Consider the following 22,049-nt stretch of genomic DNA (forward strand, 5'->3'; position numbering starts at 1 on the left):
CAGCGCACCCACCACCGAAATCGCGTGTGTCGAACACCTGTGCGACGATGAGGCTCATGATTGTCGGCGGACGAGAGGAGGGGCATGGCTGTCCGGCTGGTGCACAGGCAGCGTTGGCTGCACGAGGTGCGATTCGGTGACCGGGCGGGCGCCGAAGCCTACGCGGAGCACTACGGTGGCGGGCTGTCGCGTTGGCAGGTTCTCCCAGCTCCAATGGGCACGCCCAGAGCGGGCGCCGGGACGCTGCGGGCAGGCGTGCGGCGTCGCCCCTCGGCTACATCCACGCCTGGCGGGTAGGCCACCAGCGCACGTCGCCGCTACCACACAACCGGGATCCGAAAGGTGTTGCGGTGGCTGGATTTCATCGGAACGGCTGGGCCAGCGAACAGGACGGCCCGACGATGCGGCGCGTACTGCACCGGGCACTCGGCAGTCGCCGACGTCTTCGATTGAAGGGCGCTCGCCATGAGCTTGGTTGATCTCGGCCGCGACGCCAGGATGCAACGGACCTGGTTGCTGGTCCTCGACTTCGAAGGACTCACCCCGCCAGGCCGTCCGCCGGAACCGATCGAGGTCGCCGCAACCAAGCTCGAATACCGCAGCGGCTCCCTGGTCGAGATCGACAGGTTCGAGTCGCTCATCCAGCCGCCCGCGGGCATACCGGTGACCTGGCGTGAGCGTGCGGCCGGTTTCACGCCAGCGATGCTCACCGCCGCGCCACCCGCCAGGGAGGTGATGGCCACCCTCGACCGGCTACTGCCCGCGCCCGATGACGAGGCGGCGAGCTGGCCATACCGGGTTGTGGCACACGGAGCGGCGACCGAGCGCACCCTGATCTACGGACAACGCCAGCACTGCCCGAACCTGGCGGCGACCCCACTACTCGACAACGTCCGACTCGCCCGCACCGTCCTGACCGGACTGGCGCATCACGGGCTCAGCGACGTCGCACGCCACCTGGGCATCCCGATCCCCACCAACCGGCACCGGGCGATGGCCGACGTCGAACTCACCGTCACCGTACTGACCCGCCTGCTCGAACAGGGGCCGTGGCGCAGTCTGCACGACCTCGAACGCGACGCTCGACTGGAGCCCAAACACCCGACGACAGACACTGCCGAGCAGGAGAGCCTGTTCTAGCCAGCGTTACGAGCTTGGCCGCGACTCCCAGATCTACACCGTCGCCCGCCGAGCGAAGCTGAGCACACAGGTGGTGGTCACTGGCGTACGGCGCTGCCCAAGGCAACGGAATCGGCCGGGCCGAGATCTCGTTTGTGCTGCTGGTCGAAGACTTCGGCGAGGATGCGCCTGACGGTATCTTGCAGGCTGGAGGTTGGTGGGATGAGCTGCTCGCCGGCCAGTCCGAGCAGGTCCTGCTCGCGGTACCACTCGCGCATGTGTTCGGGGCCGAACTCGGCCGCTTGCGGCCGAGTCGCGTGCCGACGCAGCGACTCCTCGAACGAGACATCCAGGTAGTAGACGCCGGTGCGACCGCGGTGATCGGCGACGAGGTCGGCGAGCATGTCGCCGTAGCGCTCGGCGTGCAAGATGCCTTCCACGATCACGTGAAAGCCACTGTCGAGGGCGTAGCGCGCCACGGTCGAGAGGAGACCGATGTTCACGCCGCCGGGCACGTCACGTTCTTTGAGGATGGTCCGGCGGACCACGTCCTGAGCCGCCACCGCACACGTCCGGCCGAGATGTGACCGGACGGCCAGCGCCACGGAACTTTTGCCCGATCCCGAGTTGCCGCGCACGATCGCGAGGCGTGTCGACTCCGATCCGGTGGGTGCCATCGGCAGCAGTCTAGGCAGCGGGACCGTCACGCCGAGACCCGCCGCGCGGTGGGCGGTTACCGCTGGGTGTCCTCGCGTGGCCACCAGCGCACGGTGCCGTCGATGAGGTCGGCGGTGTGTTCGGGCGCGTCGTCCGGGTAGTTCTCCCAGCGGGACTCGCCCCGTCCGTCGTGGACGCGGATGCCTTCGGTGTAGATGGCGAACAGGAAGGCTCCGGCGGTGCCGTGGGGGCGCTGGTGGACCCAGTCCGGCATCGCGGTGGTGGGCAGGGTCTGCTCGATCCAGCGGCGGGCCTCGTCCTCGGTTTCGGCGTCGTGTTCGGCGACGCAGGCGATGTTGTCGTCGTCGCCGATGCCCAGCAGGATCGCCGCACCGAATCCGGTACGGACCTCGGTGGTGGTCGCGGTGCTCAATGCCGTTCCCCCCTTGTGTGCGTCGACTGGAACTTTCAGCATGCGCCCGTTCCGGCGATCCTGCCAGTCACCTCCTTGAGCTTCGTTCTCGGCATCGTCGCCGGTCGGCGCGGGTGAGGTGTGGCATTGCGGTGGTACTTCGGCGCTGCCGTGCCGCGGCATTCTGTCGGCCGCCGTTGTGCTCAATGGCGCACAACATCACCTTCGAAATACGGAAGACAAGGCGGCAATTCAGTGGACGACGTGATCACGCAGCTGTACATGCATGTCTTCCCTTTTCCCGAGCGCACGCTGGCCGGGTTGGCTTTGCTGATGGGAGTGTGCTGCGGGATCACCGTGTGGCGGATGGCGTGGCGCGCCTACATTCCGGGGTTGACGCGCAGCTGGTACTGGTCGCACGTCGCGCGGGCGGTACTGCTGACCGGCATGGCGGTCGTGGCCTGGCCCGCCGCGATCCTGCTGGTCACCTTGTGTCACTTCGACGGCCCGCGAGCGCTGATCGAGCGGTTCGTGCTCGGCAAGCGGCCGACCGCCGAGGACCCCGGGCCGGTGTGAACGGTCCCTCGCCGTCGCGCAGGGCGTCCGCTAGGGTGCCGGCCGCGGGCCGGGCGCTTCCCCGGTTCAGAGCTGGATTCCGGCCCAGCGGGCGAAGGTGGCCAGGGAATCGGAGCGGCGGCGGTCCTGGTGGGCGAGTGTGATCACGGTTTCGTGGACCTGCGGGTGGTAACGGGTCAGCTGCGGCGCCAGGGCCCGCGCGTTGTTGAGTTCGATCAGGACCTGGTCGCGGCGCCCGTGCAGCAGGGCCGCGCGGGCGAGGTCGACGTGGTGATGTCCCTTCCGGGAAGCCAGGGTATTGGGCGGGAGCGGAGTGTTCCGGGATAGTGCGGTGGCGCCGTCACCGAGCTCGACGGCGGCGGCCACGGAGTGGATGGTCACGTTGGCCGGGTCGAACGCGGTGTCGTAGAAGTCGGCGCCAGGCTCGAGGATGCGGGCGCAGTCGGCGGCTTCGGCCAAGTGCGCGTCGGAGGTGGCGCGGTCACCGGAGCGGGCGGACAGGATCGCCGAGCGCAGATGCAGATAGCCCCGCACGGTCAGCGCCGCCGGGCCGGTGGGCTCAGCCTCGGCCAGACGACGTCCGGTCGCGGCGAGGCGCTCGGCGGCGCCGTAGGCGCCGCGGTGCATCAGGGGCAGCCCGATCTCGCCCTCGCACAACGCAGCCAGCAGCGGATCGCCCGAAGAGCCCGCGGCGGTGGCGGCGCGTTCGGCGGCTTGCCCGGCCAGCGGTGAACCCATGCGGTGCAGGCAGATCGTGACGCACTGGTAGAGGTGGGTCAGCAACGCGTGCGCCCGCTCGGCCTCGGCTCCCGCATGGGCGTGCGCGGCGGTGGTGTGCAGGGCGGCGAGCAGATCGGGCATCGCCGCCGACGACCGGTCGTAACGCGACTTGCGCTGCAACTCGGCGACCGTGGCCACAGCCCGCGCCAGCGTGTCCAGGGGACTCGGCGGGTCGTCGGTGGCCAGGGCAGGCCCCGCGATCACGGCGGTCTCCAGCTCGGCGATGCCCTCGCGTTCAGTACCGAACTGCGGGCTGGGCTGCTCGTACAGGTCGTACACGGTCAGGTTCAGCGCCCGCGCCGCCGCCGCGACGAACGCCGGAGACGCCGGTTTGCGGCCCTGCTCAACCTGGCGCACCAGTGAGACCGACACGTGCATCCGGTCGGCGAGCTGCCGCTGGCCCAGGTTCGGGTGCAGCTTGCGCGCGGCGCGCACTCGCCGCCCGACACCCGCCGGCCCGCGGTCCTCGGCTGCCACGGCCACGCTCCCTCCCGGAGACACCCCCGCCACTACCCATCAGGGTAGCTCCGATCCCTAGAAGACCTTGCCCGCGTTGACACCGAATGTGCTGAATCAGTGTCACAGCGTGTGCATCGGGGCTGATGGCGGGCGGCGAAGCAGCGAGAAGCACTCACTACACCCGACTCGTGGCAGGTGGACGTTGCCGCCGCGCCGCGCCGATCGGAGACAGCGCCGGGCGACGCAGGGGCGGGCGTCGTGCCCGCTTTCTGTCGGGGGTCTGGCCCAGAATCGGCGACCGGAACTCGCCCGCGTGCCCGCGGGCGCCGACCGGCCACGTCACCCGGCACCCTCACGAAAGGCGCTGATGAACCTCACCACGACCGACATGTCGCCCGAAGCCCTGCGGGAAGCCCTGATCGGCAAAGTCAAGGAAGCCGGCTATGCCCGCAACGGGGCCGTCGAAGACGCGTTGCGGACAGTCGAACGCCACCACTACGTCCCGGACGCCGAGCCGGCCGACGCCTACGCGAACGACATCGTGGTCACCAAGCGAACCCCGGACGGCGAGGTGTTGAGTTGCGCCTCGCAACCCGGCATCGTCGCGCTCCTGCTGGACCAGCTGCGCCCGCAGCCCGGTGACCGTGTTCTCGAAATCGGTGCCGGAACCGGATACAACGCGGCGCTGCTGGCGCACCTCGTCGGCAAGGACGGCCGCGTCACCGCCATCGACGTGGACGGCGACATCGTCGACTACGCCCGCGAACGCGTCGCTGCCGCCGGCATCGGCAACGCCGAGGTCGTGCTCGGCGACGGCGCCCGCGGACACGAGCCCGGCGCACCCTACGACGGCATCATCGCCTCCGTCGGCGCGTACGGAATCCCCGGCGACTGGCTGTCCCAACTGGCACCCGGCGGACGGCTGGTGATCCCCCTGCGGATTCGCGGGAGCGTGTCGCGCTCGATCGCGTTCGAGCGAGCCCCCGACGGCGGCTGGCGCAGTGCCGAGCACGCGATGTGCGGCTTCGTCCCGCTGCGCGGCGGGATCGCCGACGACCCCCGCAGCCGGATCGACCTGACCGGCGACAACACCGTCACCCTCCAGTCCCACCAGGACCAGCCCTTCGCCCCCGAACGCCTGACCGGCGTACTCGACCAGCCCCGCAGCGAGATATGGACCGGAGTCACCTTCGCCCGGATGGAATCCCTGGAATGGCTGTACCTCTGGCTCACCTGCGCCCTACCCGGCGGCCTGCGCAGCATGCCAGCGGAGCAAACCGCGATCGACTCCGGCCTCATCACCCCGATGTTCCGCACCGGGATGGCCGTACCCGGCGACGGCGAACTGGCCTACCTCGCCAAGCGTCCCGGCGGCCACGACAGCGAGGGCCACGAACTCACCGAAACCGGCGTTATCGGGCACGGCCCCCACGGTGGTGAACTGGCAGCCCGCGTCGCCGACGAGATCCGAACCTGGGACCGGGACTTCCGGCACCGTGGCGTTCGGTTCGAGATTCCCGCCGACGGCACCGACACTTCCGACCCGACACGCGGCCGGTTCTTCCTCGCCCGCCCCCACAACCCCATCACCGTCGTCTGGCAGTAAGCCAAAACAGCGGTAGTGCGCAGCCCGCTCGAAACGACGGCCTCTAGGGCCTGTCCTCAAAGTGGGTGACGGTGACCTGCTTTGATCTTCTGTTGTGCGTAGGCATGAGCTGACTGATGAGCGGAGTGGCAGGTCATCGAGCCGTTGCTCGCGGAGGTGTTCGCCTCAAGCCAGGGGACGACCGTTCCCGCCGCGACCTACCGCCGCGCACGTACTATCGAGAACCCGCTACACGTCGTCAGCGATGCGCTAGGTTTCGGCCATGCCCAAGGCTGCTCCGGACTTGCTGGCGATCGCCTCCGCGCTGCTGCCCGGCGTACGGCTGGACGACGCCTTCACTTTCTTCGACGATGCGGAATGTGCCCTGTTTGCAGGGAAGAGCCTTCTTGATGCCCTCGATCACCTGCGCCCCGCTGATCCCCTCGTAGCGGCCCCCGCGCTGGTAGGCCGCCACGGAATGGGGGTTCTTGTCCGTCTTACCGCCGTCGGACCAGTGCACCTGCTCACCAGCGCGGACAGTGGAGTCCCATGCCTCCGGCGGCTGATCCTGGCCGTCACCGCCTCGCCGCCAAGGCCGAACGGCTTCATTGCGTCTTCGGTCGGCACGTACTCGGACATGTCCGGCGGCGCAAACGGTGTTGACCACACCGTCGTCGGCGGTGTGGTCGCGGGGGCGGGGGCAATCGTCCCGACCCCGGGGCCCGCTTGAAAGTGGAGCAGGCGGACAGCAACAGTACAAGACCGACTAGAAGGACTTTGCGCATGATCTCCTCGTTTCACGAGGAAGATCGCCACGCCCACCGGCCTCATTAGGAGGCGTCCGTTGCTCGCCCACCCCGGCGTTGCGAAGCCGCCGAGCAACGCACGCAGGCGCCGCGCCAAAGCACGGAGCGACGGTGCTCGGCGCGGGCCGTGCCTCCAACTGGGCCTACTTCTGCCAGCCTGCGGACATCCACTACGGTAGCGATTTCCACCTGCCGTCGCGAGTGATCGGTCTGATCTCCGCAACTGATGGTAGCGACGTCATGATCGCTCCATAAGGTCGAACACGGCCAACCGCAGTTCGGCCGTGTAATAGTTATCCCCGCTGTCCCTGAGCCACAGATTCTCCATCGACGGCATCATCTCCGTGAACTTGAGGCATGCGGGCTCCGCCGCATCGTGCGCCGAGACTGCAGCACGAACTGTCTTCGACAGCAAGTTCACGTAGATCGGGCTGTCGAAGTCGACGTAGAACGGCTTCTGCTGACCGGGAACCTTCACGAACACCCGGTGCGGCAGCGATATATCGTGAACCCACTCCCGTGCCCTAGCGAATCGGACGGCCTCATCAGTCTCCAACGTGAAGGGCAGCTGCTCTGTACTGAAGACCCATGACTCCCTGGCGACCACCAGCCGGTCGACCGTGAGGCGTGGAGTATGCGAGCGGTCACCGAAGATATCGAACTTGTCACCCACCAGGTTCATCAACATCTCCGAGAAGACATCCAGCACGTCGAACCGATGCCCACCAGGAGCGGTCACCCATAGCCGACCACCCGCACGCTCGACCGACAAGTCGGCGGCGCGCAGAACTCGGGGCCTCGCCGGGTCGGTTGTCTGGTCGAACAGACTGACCATGAAGTCGGTCTCGCGAATCAGGGCCGGGCGTGTCCGCGCGGACAGACGCCCGGACTGCTTGGGCAACACAGGATGCAGCCGAGGCTCCTTCCCTTCTGCGTCCACGCACTTGAACAACTCGTCGGGACACGGGTGAAGCGCCACCAAAATTCCGCTGCGCAACGTATTGATGGCAATGTGGAGCTCACCGAGCACCAGCCGAAAATCGCCACGGCGAAACGCTGACGGGTCAGCGGCCGAAATCATGAAATCGGGGCTGCAGTACCGCGCGGCATTCCATCCCGCCCGGGGCGCGGGGAAGGCCTGCGCTACTCTCGCCTCCAAGTCGCGAGCACCGTACTCGAGGCTGCGCACGTTGTCAGCACAGTCCAACACGAGCCGCCAGCGACGCTGGAGCTCGGTGATCACCGGGTCGATAATCGAGCTACCTTGGCCGAGAATGATCGGCATGCTGTTCATCCACAACCAGGCCAAGCTAACCTGACACTCGCTTTTCATCAATTCAAGCAGCTTTGTGATCAGTTCCTTGCCAATTTCGTAGGTAAACCAACGCACACTACGCAGGACAAGCTCGAGCGGTCGCAATGCTGTCAGAAAGTCGCACCCCATAATGGGAGTGACATTACGCAGGGCATCAAGAAATACAAGAGTTCGACCGGCGTACATTTTGCCGTGATTGCGGCTGGGCTCAGCGCAGGTGATCTGTCGGAAAATCTCGTCAAGGGCATCGAGCGAGTGTGACAATTTCACTGGATCGTCACCGGCGAGCCGGACGTCGTCGCGCGCCGCTTCCAGTCGATCCAGCTTGGCCAGCCCTTCGGCGGCCAGCGTGGGCTCTCCCACAGCGGACAAGATTTCACGCAGAGCGGTTTCCGGATGCAATGAGATCGGGAGATCCAGCCGCCACGTCAGAACTCTCTGCCCGGCCAGTCTTTCCAGTATTTCATAGACATTGTCCACCGAATCCGGGTCTACATCTTTAGCAATCTGATACGCCGATGTCACGCCATCGCATCGACGAATTACTGCCGACTCTTCCGGCGATAGAGGAACGGCGCGCATACCCGGCAGGTGCGCAGATCGTTCATCGATCTTGACGAAAGGGATAATTTTCGGGGCAAGCCACTTTTTCATCCCATCTTCCATGCTGATCTTCGCGGCAATGCTGTCAATGGCCCAGGTTTCGAAGAACACTTCAGAATTCGAGGTCAGTTTAGAGCCGACCGTCACATCACTAAACAGCTTTCGCTCATCGAGGCGACCCCAACCAACCGGGCCAAAAAAACCAATTGTGTCATTCTTGACGCAGTATCGCTGCCAATAGTTCGCAAGCATGTCTTCTTTCTGTCGGTGCCGATGATTACGGCCGTCGACCGTGATCCTACGTCGAAGAAAGGAGCCGAGTCCGGACTTGGCGGCATGGTGGTTCTGCCAGGTTAGTGCCAACTGGAAGTCCGGGGCCCGAGCTATAGACTGCAATTCAGTGCTCAGTTTGAGCATGCCGGCATCGAAGGCGGAGCGGTAACTCTCCCAATCCCGTTTGGTCGCATCGGCTCCGATGACGAGGTCAGCCGCGCGGGCGAGGTCGGGTGCAGCCAGCCTTGACACACCGGACGCCGGGAAACCTGGCGCACGCAGGGCGAAAGGCTTCCACACTGCCCACTCGCCCGAAGGCAGGCTGATATGAGAGTCGAACGGACAGTCCGAACCATTCATCGAACACCACCCAATTCTGCAAAATGTGCGCCAAGCACTCGAAAATTAGTCAGCCTTCACAGCTACTCCCTCGACCTCCTCAAGAAGCTCATCCGCCGCGGCTGACCTGATTAGTCGATCCTAACACTGGAACACCGCGCGAGCCATCAGTCCCGGCAACGTTGACACCAACCGCAAAGCAAATATCATTGCCAACGAGGCTCCGGCGTTCGGTCCAATTTTCCCGAACCCGTCTCGGCGAAGTGCTCCATGACTGATAAGGAGGCCGCTCGACATGTCTGATCCCGAGCTTCGGGAGATTGTTGTGAGCACCTACCGGGATGTGCTTCAAGTGTCACACCTCGGGCCGGATGACGACTTCTTTGCGGAGGGCGGCGATTCCGTCAAGGGGGTGGCGCTGCTGGATCGATTGCACGAGAGGACGGGGGTGCGACTGCCGATATCGGTTCTATTCATGAAGCGAACTGCGGGCGAGATCGCGGACGAACTCGCCGCTTCGCTCGCCAGGTAGCGCCCGACCGCCTCGGCTGTCGGGGACTGCGGATCCGCAGGGCGAGGATTGGACGTGTCAGCCGGACGCCGCACGATCCGTCGACTGGATTATGGCCTACTGCGAGTCCTGGACCTCGGTCGGCAACGCACTGCCCAAGCGGACGTGCGCGACAGTGACCAGCGATCGATGAGCACGTCCATCTCACGGAAGCGCTGCTCGCAGCGAATGGATTCAGGCCCACCGACAGCACGGCCGCGGCGACGGGTCGTCGCTTCGGCCGGCCGCGTTGGCCCTATCGGCAGATCAACGAGGTGATACCGCATGAGCGTGCCACTCAGGCACAGGTCGGCTGTGCTCCCGCTGTCCGCGAGCAGTCCGGAGGAACTCCATGCGTTCGCGGAACACTACTTGGGCCTCCTCGACGGCGAACCCGCACTTGAGCTAGATGCGCTGTGCCGCACCGCGGCGAACCGCCCGCACCCCCCGTTCCGGCACGCAGTTGTCGGCGCGGACAGCACCACTCTGAGCGAGCAGCTACGACAGTTCGCCGCGCGCCGGTTCACCCCACCCCCCAGCGGCGGCAAGCCGCGGGTAGTGTTCGTCTACTCTGGACAGGGGGCGCAGCGTCCGGGCATGGGCCTGGAGCTGCTATCCAGCGAACCTGCCTTCACCAGGCGGTTCGCCGAATGCGAGGCCTTGGTTCGCGTCGAGACCGGGTGGTCCGTACTGGACGTTCTGGAAGGCCGGATCCCGATGGACGTCGAGCGACATATCCAGCCTGCACTCTGGGCGTTGCAGGTGTCTCTGACCGAGCTCTGGCGAGACTGGGGAATCGAGCCGCACGCTTGCATCGGGCACAGCATGGGCGAGGTGGCTGCCGCCGTGGCGACGGGTGCCCTCAGCGTCACCGACGGCGCTGCCGTGATCTGCCGTCGCAGTGCGCTTCTGGGCGAGGTCGCCTCCGGCGGCGAGATGTGGGCGGTGCAGCTCGGTGAACAACAGGCTCGCAGGCTGATCATCGACGACGACCGGGTCGACATCGCGGCGGTCAACAGCACGGGGTTCACCACGCTGTCCGGTCCCAAAGAGGCGATGCAGAATGTGATCGATCCGCTGCGGGCGTTAGGGGTGTTCTGTCGCAGGCTGCGGGCTGGAGTCGCGTCCCACTCTTCGTGCGTCGACCCCATCCTCCCCAGGCTGGTCGACGCGCTGTCGGACGTACAACCGAGGACTGCCGGAGTTCCCCTGTACTCGACTGTGCTGGCGCGCGCCGCGCTGGGCGAGGAGCTGACTGCCGCTTACTGGGCCGCGAACCTGCGCGAGCCGGTCCGGTTCGCGCAGGCGTGCCAGGCGGTGCTGGCCGGAGCCGAACGCACGCTGTTCGTCGAGATCGGCGCCCACGGGACGCTGGGCGCGGCACTGGAAGACATCGCATGGCCCGACCTGGATCGGCACAGGAACGTGCCTTCGTTGCGGCGTGACCACGCCGAGCTGGAGTCGATGCTGATCAGCGTCGGCGCAGCGTTCAGTTACGGGTGCGATCCCCGTTGGGACAGGGTAATGGCTGACCGCGGTCAAGCCGAGGCCCCGGTGTAGCGGCGCATGCAGAATCCCCACAACCACCGTGTGAAGGCCAGCAGCGCACAGCTCATCACGAGCAGCCAGAGGAAAGCGCCCGCCGCCATCCGGGACAACAGGGCCTCTGCCGGCACGGTCACCGCGAACCCAATGGGGACGAGCAGCGTCATCCCGATCCGCAGCCATCCCGGGTAGATGCCGACCGGCCAGCGGCCCGCCGACCACAAGCCGTCGAACACGTCGAGGATCTTCTGAGGCTGCACCAGCCAGAACACCGTCAAGCCGCACATCACCAGCACGCAGTAGACGACCACCAGGCTGAGCAGGACGGAAACGCCGAACAGCACCACCCCCGCAAGCGTGATCGGCCGCGGTACGCCGGATAGGCCAACCGTGAGCAGGACGACCGAGGTGATGATGTCGACGCCCTGCCACAACTCGACGGCCCGAACGCCGACGAGAAGCTGAGAGTCGGCAGGCTTGAGCAGGATGTGGTCCAACGTCCCGTCCCGGACGTCGTCGATGTAGCGGCGAATGGCCGGCCGGATGACCATCTTCACCACGCCACCGAGCATGGTGAAGACTCCGAGCACCACCAGCAGCTCCGGCTCGCTCCAGCCATTGATCCGGTGGATCCGGGAGAACACCAGGCTGAGCACCACCAGGCCGGTGCCCACGGCCATGCACGACTGCGCGATACTGAAGAAGAAGTTGGCTCGGTACTGCAACTCGGTGAGGACCGAGACTCTCAGATGCACACCGATCAGTCGAAGCAGGACCACGTTGCCCGCCTTCCCGTCGAATCAGTCCCCGATGGCGCTGTACCGCCGGACGGCCCGGCGCCAGACGACGGCCAACAACCCGCACAAGACGCCGACGCACAGCGCCTGAGCCGCCAGCCCTGGCAGAAGATCTCCGGACAGTCGGCGCCCGGAGGCGATGTCGATCGGGAACCCGAAAGCCCAGTAGAACGGCAGTGATCGCGCCAGCGTCTCCACCCCCTCGGGCATCAACGCCATCGGTACCAAACGCCCGGACAGCAGTACCTCGAGGAACATCACCAGGTCGAACAGGGCAGCCGTCCGGGTGGTCCAGAAGTTCACCAACCCCAGGATCCACATGTACAGCGAGCGCACCAAGTACGCCAGGCACAGAGCGAGCAGGAACGCGGGCCCGGACGCGGCGCCCAGGGTAAAGTCCGGTTCGAACACGAAGGTGAGCACAGCGGCCACCGGCAGCCACATGACCAGCATCGGGACCTTGAGCCCGATGAAGTAGGCGAGATCGAAGTGGATCGGGTGCACAGGCCGTAGGAGATGTCCGTTGAAGTCACCGCGGCGGATCCGTGTCTCGAAGCTGGCCGGGCTGAACGCGCTCACCACGATACGCACCAGCATCCATGAGATGTAGTACGCAGCCATGGAACCGAAGCTCATGCCGGTGACACCGCCCTGCGCGGCCACAGTGGTCCAGACCGCCAGGTAGACCATCGGCTCGATCAGCAGGGCCGCGAGAACGGCCACGAGGCTGAACCGGTTGTGCATCTCGGTGCCGGCCGTCACCGGAACGAGCTTGCCGTACAGGCCAGTGACGGCGCGCAGGCTCATGAGCGGACCCCGACGGCGAACAGCAACTCGATGACCTCCTCCATCGACGGGTCCACCGAACTGAACTCCGTCAACCCGTGCCGGGCTAGTACCTGCGCGGTGACCGCGGCCGCCTCGTCCCTGGGCACCCTGAGCCGCACGGTGTTGCCGTCGACCGCGAGCACGTCGCCGTACCGGCTGAAGTCGGGCACAGGGCCGGCCAAGGTGAGCACGAGTTCGCGGTGGGTCATGACACGCCCGGCCAATGCGCTCAGTGGGCCGTCGTAGCGGAGGGTCCCCTTGTCGATCACGATGACGCGGTCGCACAGCGCCTGCACGTCGGCCATGTAGTGGCTGGTCAGCAGGACCGTGGCACCGTGGCGTGCATTGTACTCGGCGACGAACCGGCGCAGTCGCCTCTGAGCGGTCACGTCCAGGCCGAGAGTGGGTTCGTCGAGGAAGAGAACCTGGGGGACGTGCAGCAGTGAACCGACGATCTCGGCCTTCATCCGCTCGCCCAGCGACAGCGTCCGGACCGGCTTGCGAACCAGGTCGCCGATGTCCATCAGCTCGATGAGCTCGGCCAGCGTCGAACGGAACCGGGCGGCCGGGATCTGGTAGATCGACCGATTGACCTCATATGAGTCGATGGCGGGAATGTCCCAGTTGAGCTGGTTGCGGTTGCCCATCACCATCGCGATGCGGGTCAGGTATTCCCGCTTGCGCTTCCACGGCAGGTGCCCGAGGACTGCCAGCTCTCCGGCGGTCGGGTGCAGCAGACCCGCGAGCATCTTGAGGGTCGTGCTCTTCCCCGCGCCGTTGGGTCCGAGGAAGCCGACAACCTCCCCGGCCTCGATGGCGAACGTAATGCCGTCCACGGCGGTCACCGTGCGCACTTCGCGGCGGACGAGATTCTTGAGCGCGGCGCGGACTCCGGCGTCGCGTTCGATCACCCGGTAGGACTTCCGCAGGCCGCCGGCCCGGATGACGAGTTCGGTCATCGTGTGCATCCCCCTTCGTTCCGGTCGGCTACCGCCGGCGCAGATTGGCCAGATACTCGCTGCGGTGAAAGGGATTGCTCCCTGCCCTTTCCCGGCGGGGCAGCGGCCCGCGCACCTCGCGGTAGTGGTGGAAGACGGATTCGAAAGTACCTTTGCCGCTGGTAAACGAGGGAAGCTGCCGCTGGAGGTGTTGCATTCTCACCACGGGAATCGTGCCTTCGAGCAGGCACCAGGAGTTCTTCCGGGTGAGAGTCTCGAGGACCGCCCCGTGGGTGGGCAAGGCCGAGGACACGACGCGCAGCGCGTCCTCGGGGGCCTCGAGACAGAACCAGTGAACCGGCTCGCAAACCACGGTCCCGCCCGCCTCGCTCAGCGCCGTCGCCAGGACGAGCGGGGTGAGGTTCCGGAAGTCTCCCGCCGTGCTGGACATGCTCTTGTCGAACGTGCCGGCCGAGTGGCTCTGCCTGGCAAGATACCCCGAGTGGGTCAGGGTGACCCGGCAGTCGATGACCTGCCAACCGTGCGCTCCTTCCCGGAGGGTGCTCCGTACCGCCTCTTCGACCGCCCTGACGAACGCCGGCAGCAGGGCGCCCAGTTCGATCTCGAGTCCGATTTCGACGTCCGCTCCAACGTCGGCCCGCTCCACCCGGAGGCCGACGGTGGCCAGGAACGGATTGTCCGGCTCACCGAGAACCGACAGGGACGACCCGGTTCCCGCGGGACGCTCGACGTGCACCGCCACTGTCTCTCGGAACGCGACGTCGATCCCGTACTCCGCGCCCAGTGTGGCGTGGATGACCTCCTTCTGCACCTCGCCGTACAGCGAGATCAGCGTCGCTCCCTGGCGCGGATCGGCTCGGAGGTTGATCAGCGGGTCCTGCTCCGCGAGCTGGTCGAGCGCCGAACGCAAGGCCGCGGCCTGTTCGGGCACGCGCGGCTCGACGACGGCTTCCAGCGGTGGCGGCGGGAACTGCTGTTCGTCGCGTGCGGTTTCGGGCCCGGTGCCGATCGTGTCACCGACCCGGATGCCCGGCAGCCCCCACAGCTTGGCGATCTCTCCCGCGGCCACCCCATCCCGCCGCCGCGTGGCGGCCCCTCCGAACGGCTCGATCGCCGTCACCTTCCCCTCGACGCAGCCACGGTAACGCAGCCGGTCACGCACCCGCAAAAGCCCGGACCGCATGCGTACGTAGGCGATTTTCTCACCCCTGGCGCCTCGCTCGACCTTGAACACCGTGCCCGCTGGCGGACCGGAGACATCGTCCTCGCTCGCCGGCAGGAAATCCTTGATCCCCGACAACAGCTCCGCGATCCCTGCGCCTGTCACGGCCGACCCGAAGTACACCGGGTGCACAAGCGCGCGCTTCACCTGATCGGCGAATTGGCGGCGCAGTTCGGGCCGGTCGGCGGGCAACCGCTCGTCGACGAAAGCCGGGAGCAGCTTGTCATCGTGTTCAGCAAGCACTTCCGCCAATCCGGTGGTATACGCCAGGTCGTCATAACGGTGTGGCACAACGGCCGCGTCCGGGCCCCCCGCGTCGGCGACGGTCCCCACCAGGACGGTGTCCGCAGTGAGCGAGTCGGCGATGTCGGCCAGAACGAAGGCAGGCCGGGCGCCACGGCGGTCGATCTTGTTGACGAATAGCAAGGTCGGGATGCGCAGCCTGCGCAGCACCCGGTGGAGGAGGCGGGTTTGGGCCTGGACACCCTCGACCGCCGACATGACGAGCACCGCACCATCGAGCACGCTGAGCACCCGCTCCACCTCGGCGATGAAGTCGGGGTGGCCGGGTGTGTCGATCACGTTCACGCTGGTGTCGCCGAGGGCGAACGACGCCACTGCGGATTTGATCGTGATGCGCCGCCGACGTTCCAGTTCCAGCGTATCCGTTTGAGTGGTGCCCTGGTCAACGCTGCCGATCTCGGGAATCGCCCCACCGCTGTACAGCAAGCGTTCGGTAAGGCTGGTCTTCCCTGCGTCGACGTGGGCGAGAATCCCGAAATTCACCGTGCTCATCGAGTGGCCCGACCTCCGGAAAACGAAAAGACGCGCACTGAACACAGCGTTGCAGCCCGCCCACTCCCCCGCAACCGGGTTTTACGCTCGACGGCGGTCGCCGTAGCATCCCCTCTGCGATCGCCGTACTCGACGGGGTCGTCCGGTCAGGCCCATCGACTACCCGTGGCACCGCGGAAGGATGTGGTCGCATTGCCTTCCCCTGTTTCGGATACCCGGGGCCCCTTGTCTTGGCAGCAACGCAGCCGCCTGCAGCGCGACCACGAACGTCACGAGCGGATCGTCAACCCCAAAGCGGTGGTCGCGTTGCCGTCGGATCTGTCTTTCGCGCAGCTGCGCGAACGCCTCGCGGCCATCGTCAGCCGCGAAGAGTCATTGCGCGTTACCGAATTCAGCTACGCGCGAGACTCGGTGACCTATTCCGCCGACGTCGAGCTTCCTCTGCGTCAGTCGGAAGTGGACTCCGCCGAGGAACTCGACGAGCTCGTGTCCGCCGCCGTGGAACGGCCTTTCCCACGCTCGGGCGGCCCCCTCTGGTCGGTGAGCGTTGTCACCCACCCGGACCGGAACGGAGCACCGGTGCGGAGCCTGTGCGTGGTATTCGACCATCTGGTCACCGATGGCCGCAGCCGGCAGCTTTTCCTGGACGAGCTGATCGACCGGCGGGCTGGATCGCCCCGGGAACGCGGCAAGTACCGGAACTGGGTGGACTGGCAGCTGCACCGGTATCCGAGGGACGCCGCGGGGGCCCCCGCCGCGGCCCGGGATTTCTGGCGCGCCTACCTGGACGGCACCGCCCCGGACCGGCCCGCGGGTCTGCCGTTCTGCGCCGAACCGCACGGTGAGCTGAGTGGCGTCGTCAACGAAATCCACCTCGAGCTGCCGATCACCATCGCCGATCTCGGGACGGCTGCGAAGGGACTGAAGTCCTCGCCGTTCGTCATCTTCCTCGCGGCGGTGTCCTGCACGATCGGTACCGTTTCCGCCGTACGGGACGTCACCCTCCGGGTCAACACTCCCGCTCGGCTCGGCGGGTACTTGGACACGCTCGGATACTTCGCGGAGACGGTCCCCGTGCGAGTGCGCTCGCCCAGGCTGGACGAACCCGACGCCGCTGTGCGCGCGACGATGACGGCCTGGCTGCAGGTACTGGAACACCAGACCACGCCCTGGGACTACGTTCTCGCAGTCGCCAGTCCCACGGGCAGAGCCTCCACGCTCTCCAGACCCGCTCAGGTACTCGTCAACTTCATCCCGTGGCCCATGCTCGGCGGGCAGTCGGCGCCGCCACCGTTCCGGCGGTTCCGGGCGGAGGTGGGCACATTCCAGCTCATTATGACCGTCTCGGACCGGGGACGCTGCCACTTGCACTGCCAGTTCGACCCGCACCGGTTCACAGAGCACGGAGTGCGGGACTTCCTCGTCCTGCTGGAGCAGCTGATCGTGAAACTGGGGAGCGCAAGGTAACGACCGAGCCGCGGCGCCGGGTCGTCGTCGTCGGTCTAGGACCCGGTGTGCCGAGGGACTTTTCTGCGAAGACGCGAAGGAAGCCATCCGGCCGCACCGCACGAGATTCACGGCGTCTTCCGGGCATCCGGCCGTGTCCCTAGTCCGGATCGTCCGCGAGACGAACAAACCGATCGCCCAAGTAGCTGCTGACCTGGGGATTCATGCCGGAACTCTGGCCAATTGGGTCAAGCAGGACAAGATCAACCGTGGCGAGAGTGAAGGCCTGAGCAGCGACGAGCGGGCTGAACTGGCCCGGCTTCGGGCGGAGAACGCCGAGCTGCGGATGGAGCGCGATGTCCTCAAGCGATCCGTGGTCGGGTGGGTGAAGGAGGCGACGCGGTGAGCCTGGCCGCGTTCATCGCCGACCAGAGGACCACCCACGACGTGCCGCACGCTGTCGCTTGCCGGGCTCTGACTGTGTCGGAATCGTGGTTCTACAAGTGAAACTCTCGTCGACCCCAGCAGACGCCGACGCCGGCCGAACAGCGGCAGACGGAGGTTGACGCGGCCGTCGCGGGGGCGTTCGAGGCCTCCCATGGCTTGCATGGCTCACCGCGTATTCACGCTGATTTTACGCGCTGCGGGGTGGGTGGCGAGTGAGAAGACGGTGGCGAACTCGATGGCCCGCCAAGGCTTGGTCGCCCGAACGAAGAAGCGGCGGAAGAATCTGACTCGGCCGGACAAGCGGGTTTTGGGGACAACGCCGCGAACCCGGAGGTGTGAACGCGTGGATCATCTCCCGCACTCACCCCTCGGTCGCCGCGAACGTCGCCGCGATCTCTCCCGCGAACCGGCCCTGCACCGAGGCAAGCACAATCCCAGACCGTCGCAGCCGCACCCGGTCCTTCGCCGACCTCGTGATCTTCACCCGCTGCGCCTCCTCCGGCCCCAACGACCGCACGAACACCTCCGGCTGACGCGCCAGCAGCCTCACCTACACCGCCAGCCTCACCATCACCAGCCCGGATGTCCACGCGACACGTGTGCCGTGCCGACGGTTCGCGAACCCGGTTGGACCACATCGCCCGCAGCGGCGAGAACCCGCGCACCGCGAGCCGGGAACGGCGGAAACCTTGCGGGCACAAGCGAAGGCCGAGGTGGGCTGACACCGACTTGACGTAGGTTCGATCACTGCCATCATGACCGAATGCGCAAGAGCGACATCACGCCCGAGCTCGTCCGGAAGCTCATCGCCGACCAATTCCCCCAGTGGGCCGCGCTGCCGGTTCGCCTGGTCGAGAAGGACGGCTGGGACAATACGACGCTCCGGCTCGGTGACGACAAGTCGGTCCGCTTGCCCAGCGCGGACGCGTACTCCGTCCAGGTGGAGAAGGAGCACCGCTGGCTGCCCGTCCTCGCCCCGCAGCTCCCGCTCGCGATTCCCCGGCCACTGGCGAAGGGGCAGCCGGGCCCCGACTTTCCCCGGCCTTGGTCGGTGTACGAATGGTTGCCCGGCGAACCGGTGACCGACCTCGGCGCCGACGGCCTCGTGGCCCTCGGCACCGACCTCGCCCGGTTCCTCGTCGCGTTGCGCGCGGCCGACGCGGCGGGAGGCCCGGAACCCGGGGCGCACAACTTCCACCGCGGCGGCGACCTGGCGATCTACGACGAGGAGACCCGGACGGCCATCCAAAAACTCGGCGACCTCATCGACGCCCCGACGGCTATCGACGCGTGGGACGCCGCGCGGCGCACAACCTGGGACGGTCCTCCGGTGTGGTTCCACGGCGACGTCGCCCCGGGCAACCTGCTCGTGCAGCACCACCGGTTGACCGCCGTGATCGACTTCGGCTGTTCCGGTGTGGGCGACCCCGCGTGCGACCTGGCGATGGCGTGGACGTTCTTCGGCGGTGAGAGCCGCGCGGCTTTCGGCGACGCCGTCGGCCTCGACGACGGCACCTGGGCCCGAGGCCGCGGCTGGGCCCTATGGAAGGCCGCGATCACCGCAGTGGCCGCCCTGCGCGGCGGCTCGGAGAGCCTCAGCGAAGCGGGGCTGCAGTTCGGCTGGCGCCAGCCTGCGCTGGAGGTGGTAGCCGACGTCCTGGCTGAGCAACGCGCCAACGGGTAATCATCGCTCAGCCAGTGAGAAGCGTGTCCAGTTCCGCGTGTAGGTGGGGTCCCGCAGCCAAGATTCCATCTCCCAGCACCGACGTCCAGCCACCTGCCTCGCGTACGATTAGCCGCCCCGCCGCCCAGTCCCAAGGGGACAGTTCGTCCTCCCAGTACGCGTCGATTCGTCCTGCGGCGGTCCAGCACAGATCGAGCGCCGAACTCCCGGTGGCCCGTACGTCCGCCACGATGGGGGCCACCCGACGCAGGGCATCCGCCTGCCGTTGCCGCACAGCGGGCCGGTAGCCGAATCCTGTCGCAACGACCGCCCGCGATAGCGTCACCGGCTCGTTTACGGAGATCGCCGCCTCGCCCAGCCGCGCACCGCAGCCGAGCACAGCGGAGAAGACCTCGTCCCGGAGCACGTCGCTGACCACCCCGACAATTGCCTGCCACGCGCCGTCCACCAGCGCTTCGCACGCAACGCTCACCGCGATGTGCGGAAGGCCGTGAACGTAGTTGGTAGTCCCATCCAGCGGGTCCACCACCCAGCGCAGGGCGGTCGACGACGCGGCTGGCGGCCCGTCCTCGCTGATCAGGCCGTCCCCTACGCGGCGTGCCGCGAGCACTCCACGGATGGCTGTGTCGCTGGCCGCATCGGCGGCGGTGACAGCATCAGTAGGGGACGACTTGAAGCTGATGGTGCCGGTCTCCCCATGGAGATCTCGGATCACGTTGGCACCTCGAGCGGCCATCGCTACTCCCACGTTGAGCAGTTCGTCGGCAGAGCAGCCGATGACGTCGAAGACGCTCACTGGCTGAGCCCATTGGTGACCGACCGGGCGACCCGCCGGGCGGTGGCGTGGACTTTTTCGCGGTACCGCAGGGAAAAACGTTCCACAGGGTCGAGAACTATGGCTCGTACCGCTTCTTCATCGTCGTACGGCAGCGCGAGGCCCACCAGGGGGAGCGCCTCGATCATATCCGCGCTGCCCAGCGCGCGCTGTACGTCCTCATCCACGATGTGCCCGTCCCCGCTGAGCGGGACGCCGAGCAGCAGGGTGGGCACCCCCGAGATCGTGGCAAACACGGTGCCGAGTGCGTCCGCGCCGGCGGGCAGAGCGCTTCGCAGCTCCGTGACAAAATCCCGATACAGCTCGTTTGCATCGAGGTCGCTGAACGCGGCGGCAAGTTCGACGTCGGGGCCGGGCCACTTCCGCAGGAACTGCCGATAGTTCCTGCGCTCGGTGACGAAGTTGGCCGCCGAGTCCCGAGTGTGCGGCAAATGCAGGGCGTAGACCTCGTTACGCAGGACGATCGGCGTGCCGCTCGCGCTGATGCGGTAGCCCCACTCGATGTCGTCGACGCCCCACCCGACGAACGACTCGTCGAAGTACAAGTCGTGCTCGCGGACCGTGCGCGTGGGGATAGCGATCAAGCCGGTCCACGCGAACGCCCAAGGGATGATGTGCTCCACCTGGAAGCGCGGGTCGACCGGCTGCTCCCGGGCCGTCGACAGCTCCCGGACACGCTCGTCCCACACTGCAAATGGCAGGGTGTCGCTGTGTGTTACGTCACCCTCGTAGTTGTTGCCGTACCCCGCTACCTGGCCAACGACACAATCCTTTTGCCCGGCGGCGTAGTGCGCGTCGTATAGGTTCTCCAGAGCGTCGGGCGGGAGCAGCGTATCTGCGTCGATGTTGACGATGACCTCGCCGCTCGCCTGGCGCATGGCCATATTACGGCCGCGGGGTATAGAGAACGGCCCGTCAGCGATCACGCTCACAACATTGACCCGGTTGCTGAACTCCCGGCACGCGGCGATGTAGCCGTCGTCGTACTCCATGGCGCCGACGACGACCTCGAATCGATCGGCGGCCATGGTCTGGTGGGCGAGCCCTTCGAACGCCAGTCGGAGGTTGCTGAGGCGCCGCTTGTACGGGATGACCAGGCTCAGCTTTGGTCGGGCGGGCTTCACGGCGCCGCCGGCTCTCGGGGCGCGGCCGGATGGCTCAGGTGCAGGCTGCGGTATAGCAAGCGCCGGTGCCGATCGTCGTCCTGGTACGGGTCTCGGCCATGTGAGAGCCGGGTGTTGTCCAAAATGAGCGCATGTCCCGCCCCCAACACAAACCGCAGGAGGTGTGGACTGCTCTCTCGGCGCGCTAGGTCGAGAAACTCGAGTCCACGTTGGACAGTTCGTAGCTCGGGCCCGTCAGGCAGCACCCATCGGTCGGTGGTACTCACGCAGTATCGGCAGACGATCTGACCGTCCTGAACAGTGCATACTGGCGTCGCAACCGCCTCGGTCGAGCCGTTGATCGTCGCCTGGCGCTGCAGCAGACCAGGCGCAGTGAGCGCCTTGGCCGCCTCTGGGTCGTGGTCGAGCAGCTCAGCAACGGCGCCGTGCGCGTTGAAGAGGCTGGTCGTGCCGCCGCTAAGCCCTTGCGCGACGCAGAGCAGGATGACTGCCTTGACCTGGCCGATGTCCTGCAGGGTCCCGTCGCAGTGCAGGTCCTGCCCGTTCCTGGTCTCGAACCCGGGGTGCACGGCGCCCGAGGGCGGCGCGACAGGCGGTGTGGCAATGCGCGACACCGGTGGCGCAGCGCGCCCGCCCCGTGTGTAAAGCGGCGGAATGAAGGGCTTATCGAGCCCCAGCTCACCCGCGAGCCGCAGGACGGTGTCTTCATTCAAGGGGCCGGCCAGGACACGGACGACGGCGAAGCCATGCCGGTCGTAGCGGCGCAACGTCTCGGTGACCGCCTCGGTGCCCGTCCAAGCGACCGGTTCGGCGGGCACCCCTTTGAAGGTGGTCGGCCGGGCAGTAATAGCCCGGCGAAGGACGTCCTGTGGGACGGCCACGGTCATTGGGAA

22 protein-coding genes are annotated in these 22,049 nt (G+C 66.7%); 10 read left to right on the forward strand and 12 right to left on the reverse strand.

Annotated features, from left to right (window positions below; genetic code table 11):
* The first annotated feature begins 84 nt into the window (after window positions 1-84).
* Together SACMADRAFT_RS30110 and SACMADRAFT_RS20615 are read left to right on the forward strand one after the other, a co-directional pair.
* Window positions 85-297: a hypothetical protein gene (locus SACMADRAFT_RS30110; protein WP_009155781.1), complete on the forward strand. Its 213-nt coding sequence runs from the start codon at window positions 85-87 to the stop codon at window positions 295-297.
* Window positions 298-465: 168 nt separating this feature from the next.
* Window positions 466-1,140 carry a 3'-5' exonuclease gene (locus tag SACMADRAFT_RS20615; protein ID WP_009155782.1) on the forward strand — a complete coding sequence of 225 codons (675 nt, stop codon included), beginning with the start codon at window positions 466-468 and terminating at the stop codon, window positions 1,138-1,140.
* A 77-nt stretch (window positions 1,141-1,217) separates the two neighbouring features.
* Here the strand turns inward: SACMADRAFT_RS20615 and SACMADRAFT_RS20620 are convergent, their stop codons facing one another.
* Together SACMADRAFT_RS20620 and SACMADRAFT_RS20625 are read right to left on the reverse strand one after the other, a co-directional pair.
* On the reverse strand, window positions 1,218-1,796 hold the full coding sequence (locus SACMADRAFT_RS20620) for a kinase (protein WP_040925811.1): 579 nt from the start codon (window positions 1,794-1,796) through the stop codon (window positions 1,218-1,220).
* Between the two features lie 56 nt (window positions 1,797-1,852).
* Window positions 1,853-2,209, reverse strand: a complete 357-nt coding sequence (locus SACMADRAFT_RS20625; protein ID WP_157617289.1) for a hypothetical protein — start codon at window positions 2,207-2,209, stop codon at window positions 1,853-1,855.
* Between the two features lie 243 nt (window positions 2,210-2,452).
* Here SACMADRAFT_RS20625 and SACMADRAFT_RS20630 point away from each other — a divergent pair, with 243 nt between their 5' ends.
* On the forward strand, window positions 2,453-2,764 hold the full coding sequence (locus SACMADRAFT_RS20630) for a hypothetical protein (protein ID WP_157617290.1): 312 nt from the start codon (window positions 2,453-2,455) through the stop codon (window positions 2,762-2,764).
* 66 nt (window positions 2,765-2,830) lie between these two features.
* On the opposite strand, the gene SACMADRAFT_RS20635 is transcribed toward SACMADRAFT_RS20630, so the two are convergent.
* Entirely contained in the window at window positions 2,831-4,021 is a 1,191-nt protein-coding gene (locus tag SACMADRAFT_RS20635) for a helix-turn-helix domain-containing protein (RefSeq protein ID WP_040926659.1), read from the reverse strand.
* Window positions 4,022-4,370: 349 nt separating this feature from the next.
* On the opposite strand from SACMADRAFT_RS20635, the gene fxlM reads away from it, so the two are divergent.
* On the forward strand, window positions 4,371-5,609 hold the full coding sequence (gene fxlM, locus SACMADRAFT_RS20640) for a methyltransferase, FxLD system (protein WP_009155787.1): 1,239 nt from the start codon (window positions 4,371-4,373) through the stop codon (window positions 5,607-5,609).
* Window positions 5,610-5,871: 262 nt separating this feature from the next.
* Complete coding sequence (locus tag SACMADRAFT_RS20645) at window positions 5,872-6,318, forward strand: hypothetical protein (RefSeq protein ID WP_009155788.1); 447 nt, start codon at window positions 5,872-5,874, stop codon at window positions 6,316-6,318.
* A gap of 314 nt (window positions 6,319-6,632) precedes the next feature.
* Here SACMADRAFT_RS20645 and SACMADRAFT_RS20650 read toward each other — a convergent pair whose 3' ends face one another.
* Window positions 6,633-8,945: a lantibiotic dehydratase gene (locus SACMADRAFT_RS20650; protein ID WP_009155790.1), complete on the reverse strand. Its 2,313-nt coding sequence runs from the start codon at window positions 8,943-8,945 to the stop codon at window positions 6,633-6,635.
* Window positions 8,946-9,219: 274 nt separating this feature from the next.
* On the opposite strand from SACMADRAFT_RS20650, the gene SACMADRAFT_RS20655 reads away from it, so the two are divergent.
* Together SACMADRAFT_RS20655 and SACMADRAFT_RS20660 are read left to right on the forward strand one after the other, a co-directional pair.
* Window positions 9,220-9,456 (forward strand): acyl carrier protein, encoded by a 237-nt coding sequence (locus tag SACMADRAFT_RS20655; RefSeq protein WP_009155791.1) that lies wholly within the window; start codon window positions 9,220-9,222, stop codon window positions 9,454-9,456.
* A gap of 303 nt (window positions 9,457-9,759) precedes the next feature.
* Window positions 9,760-11,034 (forward strand): acyltransferase domain-containing protein, encoded by a 1,275-nt coding sequence (locus SACMADRAFT_RS20660; RefSeq protein ID WP_009155792.1) that lies wholly within the window; start codon window positions 9,760-9,762, stop codon window positions 11,032-11,034.
* Here SACMADRAFT_RS20660 and SACMADRAFT_RS20665 read toward each other — a convergent pair.
* Genes SACMADRAFT_RS20665 through SACMADRAFT_RS20680 form a run of 4 tightly spaced genes read right to left on the reverse strand, consistent with a single transcriptional unit; the run spans window position 11,013 to window position 15,620 of the window.
* Complete coding sequence (locus SACMADRAFT_RS20665) at window positions 11,013-11,798, reverse strand: ABC transporter permease (protein WP_009155793.1); 786 nt, start codon at window positions 11,796-11,798, stop codon at window positions 11,013-11,015. The genes SACMADRAFT_RS20660 and SACMADRAFT_RS20665 overlap by 22 nt on opposite strands.
* A 21-nt stretch (window positions 11,799-11,819) precedes the next feature.
* Window positions 11,820-12,623 (reverse strand): ABC transporter permease, encoded by an 804-nt coding sequence (locus SACMADRAFT_RS20670; RefSeq protein ID WP_009155794.1) that lies wholly within the window; start codon window positions 12,621-12,623, stop codon window positions 11,820-11,822.
* On the reverse strand, window positions 12,620-13,603 hold the full coding sequence (locus SACMADRAFT_RS20675; protein ID WP_009155795.1) for an ABC transporter ATP-binding protein: 984 nt from the start codon (window positions 13,601-13,603) through the stop codon (window positions 12,620-12,622). Before SACMADRAFT_RS20675 ends, SACMADRAFT_RS20670 begins: the two co-directional genes overlap by 4 nt.
* Window positions 13,604-13,631: 28 nt before the next feature.
* The gene (locus SACMADRAFT_RS20680; RefSeq protein ID WP_009155796.1) at window positions 13,632-15,620 is read right to left on the reverse strand and encodes an elongation factor G; all 1,989 of its coding nucleotides are present in this window, start codon (window positions 15,618-15,620) and stop codon (window positions 13,632-13,634) included.
* Window positions 15,621-15,845: 225 nt separating this feature from the next.
* Between SACMADRAFT_RS20680 and SACMADRAFT_RS20685 the strand changes: the two genes are divergently transcribed.
* Both SACMADRAFT_RS20685 and SACMADRAFT_RS20690 read left to right on the forward strand, forming a co-directional pair.
* Window positions 15,846-17,087 (forward strand): condensation domain-containing protein, encoded by a 1,242-nt coding sequence (locus SACMADRAFT_RS20685; protein ID WP_157617291.1) that lies wholly within the window; start codon window positions 15,846-15,848, stop codon window positions 17,085-17,087.
* A 133-nt stretch (window positions 17,088-17,220) separates the two neighbouring features.
* A complete protein-coding gene (locus SACMADRAFT_RS20690) occupies window positions 17,221-17,472 on the forward strand; it encodes a transposase (protein ID WP_009155798.1) in 252 nt (83 codons plus the stop codon).
* 402 nt (window positions 17,473-17,874) lie between these two features.
* Here SACMADRAFT_RS20690 and SACMADRAFT_RS20700 read toward each other — a convergent pair whose 3' ends face one another.
* Window positions 17,875-18,063, reverse strand: a complete 189-nt coding sequence (locus SACMADRAFT_RS20700; RefSeq protein ID WP_009155799.1) for a hypothetical protein — start codon at window positions 18,061-18,063, stop codon at window positions 17,875-17,877.
* Window positions 18,064-18,276: 213 nt separating this feature from the next.
* Between SACMADRAFT_RS20700 and SACMADRAFT_RS20705 the strand changes: the two genes are divergently transcribed.
* Complete coding sequence (locus SACMADRAFT_RS20705; RefSeq protein WP_009155800.1) at window positions 18,277-19,197, forward strand: aminoglycoside phosphotransferase family protein; 921 nt, start codon at window positions 18,277-18,279, stop codon at window positions 19,195-19,197.
* Window positions 19,198-19,204: 7 nt separating this feature from the next.
* On the opposite strand, the gene SACMADRAFT_RS20710 is transcribed toward SACMADRAFT_RS20705, so the two are convergent.
* The 3 genes from SACMADRAFT_RS20710 to SACMADRAFT_RS28665 are packed head-to-tail and all read right to left on the reverse strand — an operon-like array spanning window position 19,205 to window position 22,043.
* On the reverse strand, window positions 19,205-19,993 hold the full coding sequence (locus SACMADRAFT_RS20710; RefSeq protein ID WP_009155801.1) for an inositol monophosphatase family protein: 789 nt from the start codon (window positions 19,991-19,993) through the stop codon (window positions 19,205-19,207).
* Window positions 19,990-21,156 carry a glycosyltransferase family 2 protein gene (locus SACMADRAFT_RS20715; protein WP_009155802.1) on the reverse strand — a complete coding sequence of 389 codons (1,167 nt, stop codon included), beginning with the start codon at window positions 21,154-21,156 and terminating at the stop codon, window positions 19,990-19,992. Before SACMADRAFT_RS20715 ends, SACMADRAFT_RS20710 begins: the two co-directional genes overlap by 4 nt.
* A complete protein-coding gene (locus SACMADRAFT_RS28665) occupies window positions 21,153-22,043 on the reverse strand; it encodes a TauD/TfdA family dioxygenase (RefSeq protein WP_009155803.1) in 891 nt (296 codons plus the stop codon). The genes SACMADRAFT_RS20715 and SACMADRAFT_RS28665 overlap by 4 nt, the downstream gene beginning before the upstream one ends.
* Between the last annotated feature and the right edge of the window lie 6 nt (window positions 22,044-22,049).

Source organism: Saccharomonospora marina XMU15, from assembly GCF_000244955.1.
GTDB classification, from domain to species: Bacteria; Actinomycetota; Actinomycetes; order Mycobacteriales; family Pseudonocardiaceae; genus Saccharomonospora_A; species Saccharomonospora_A marina.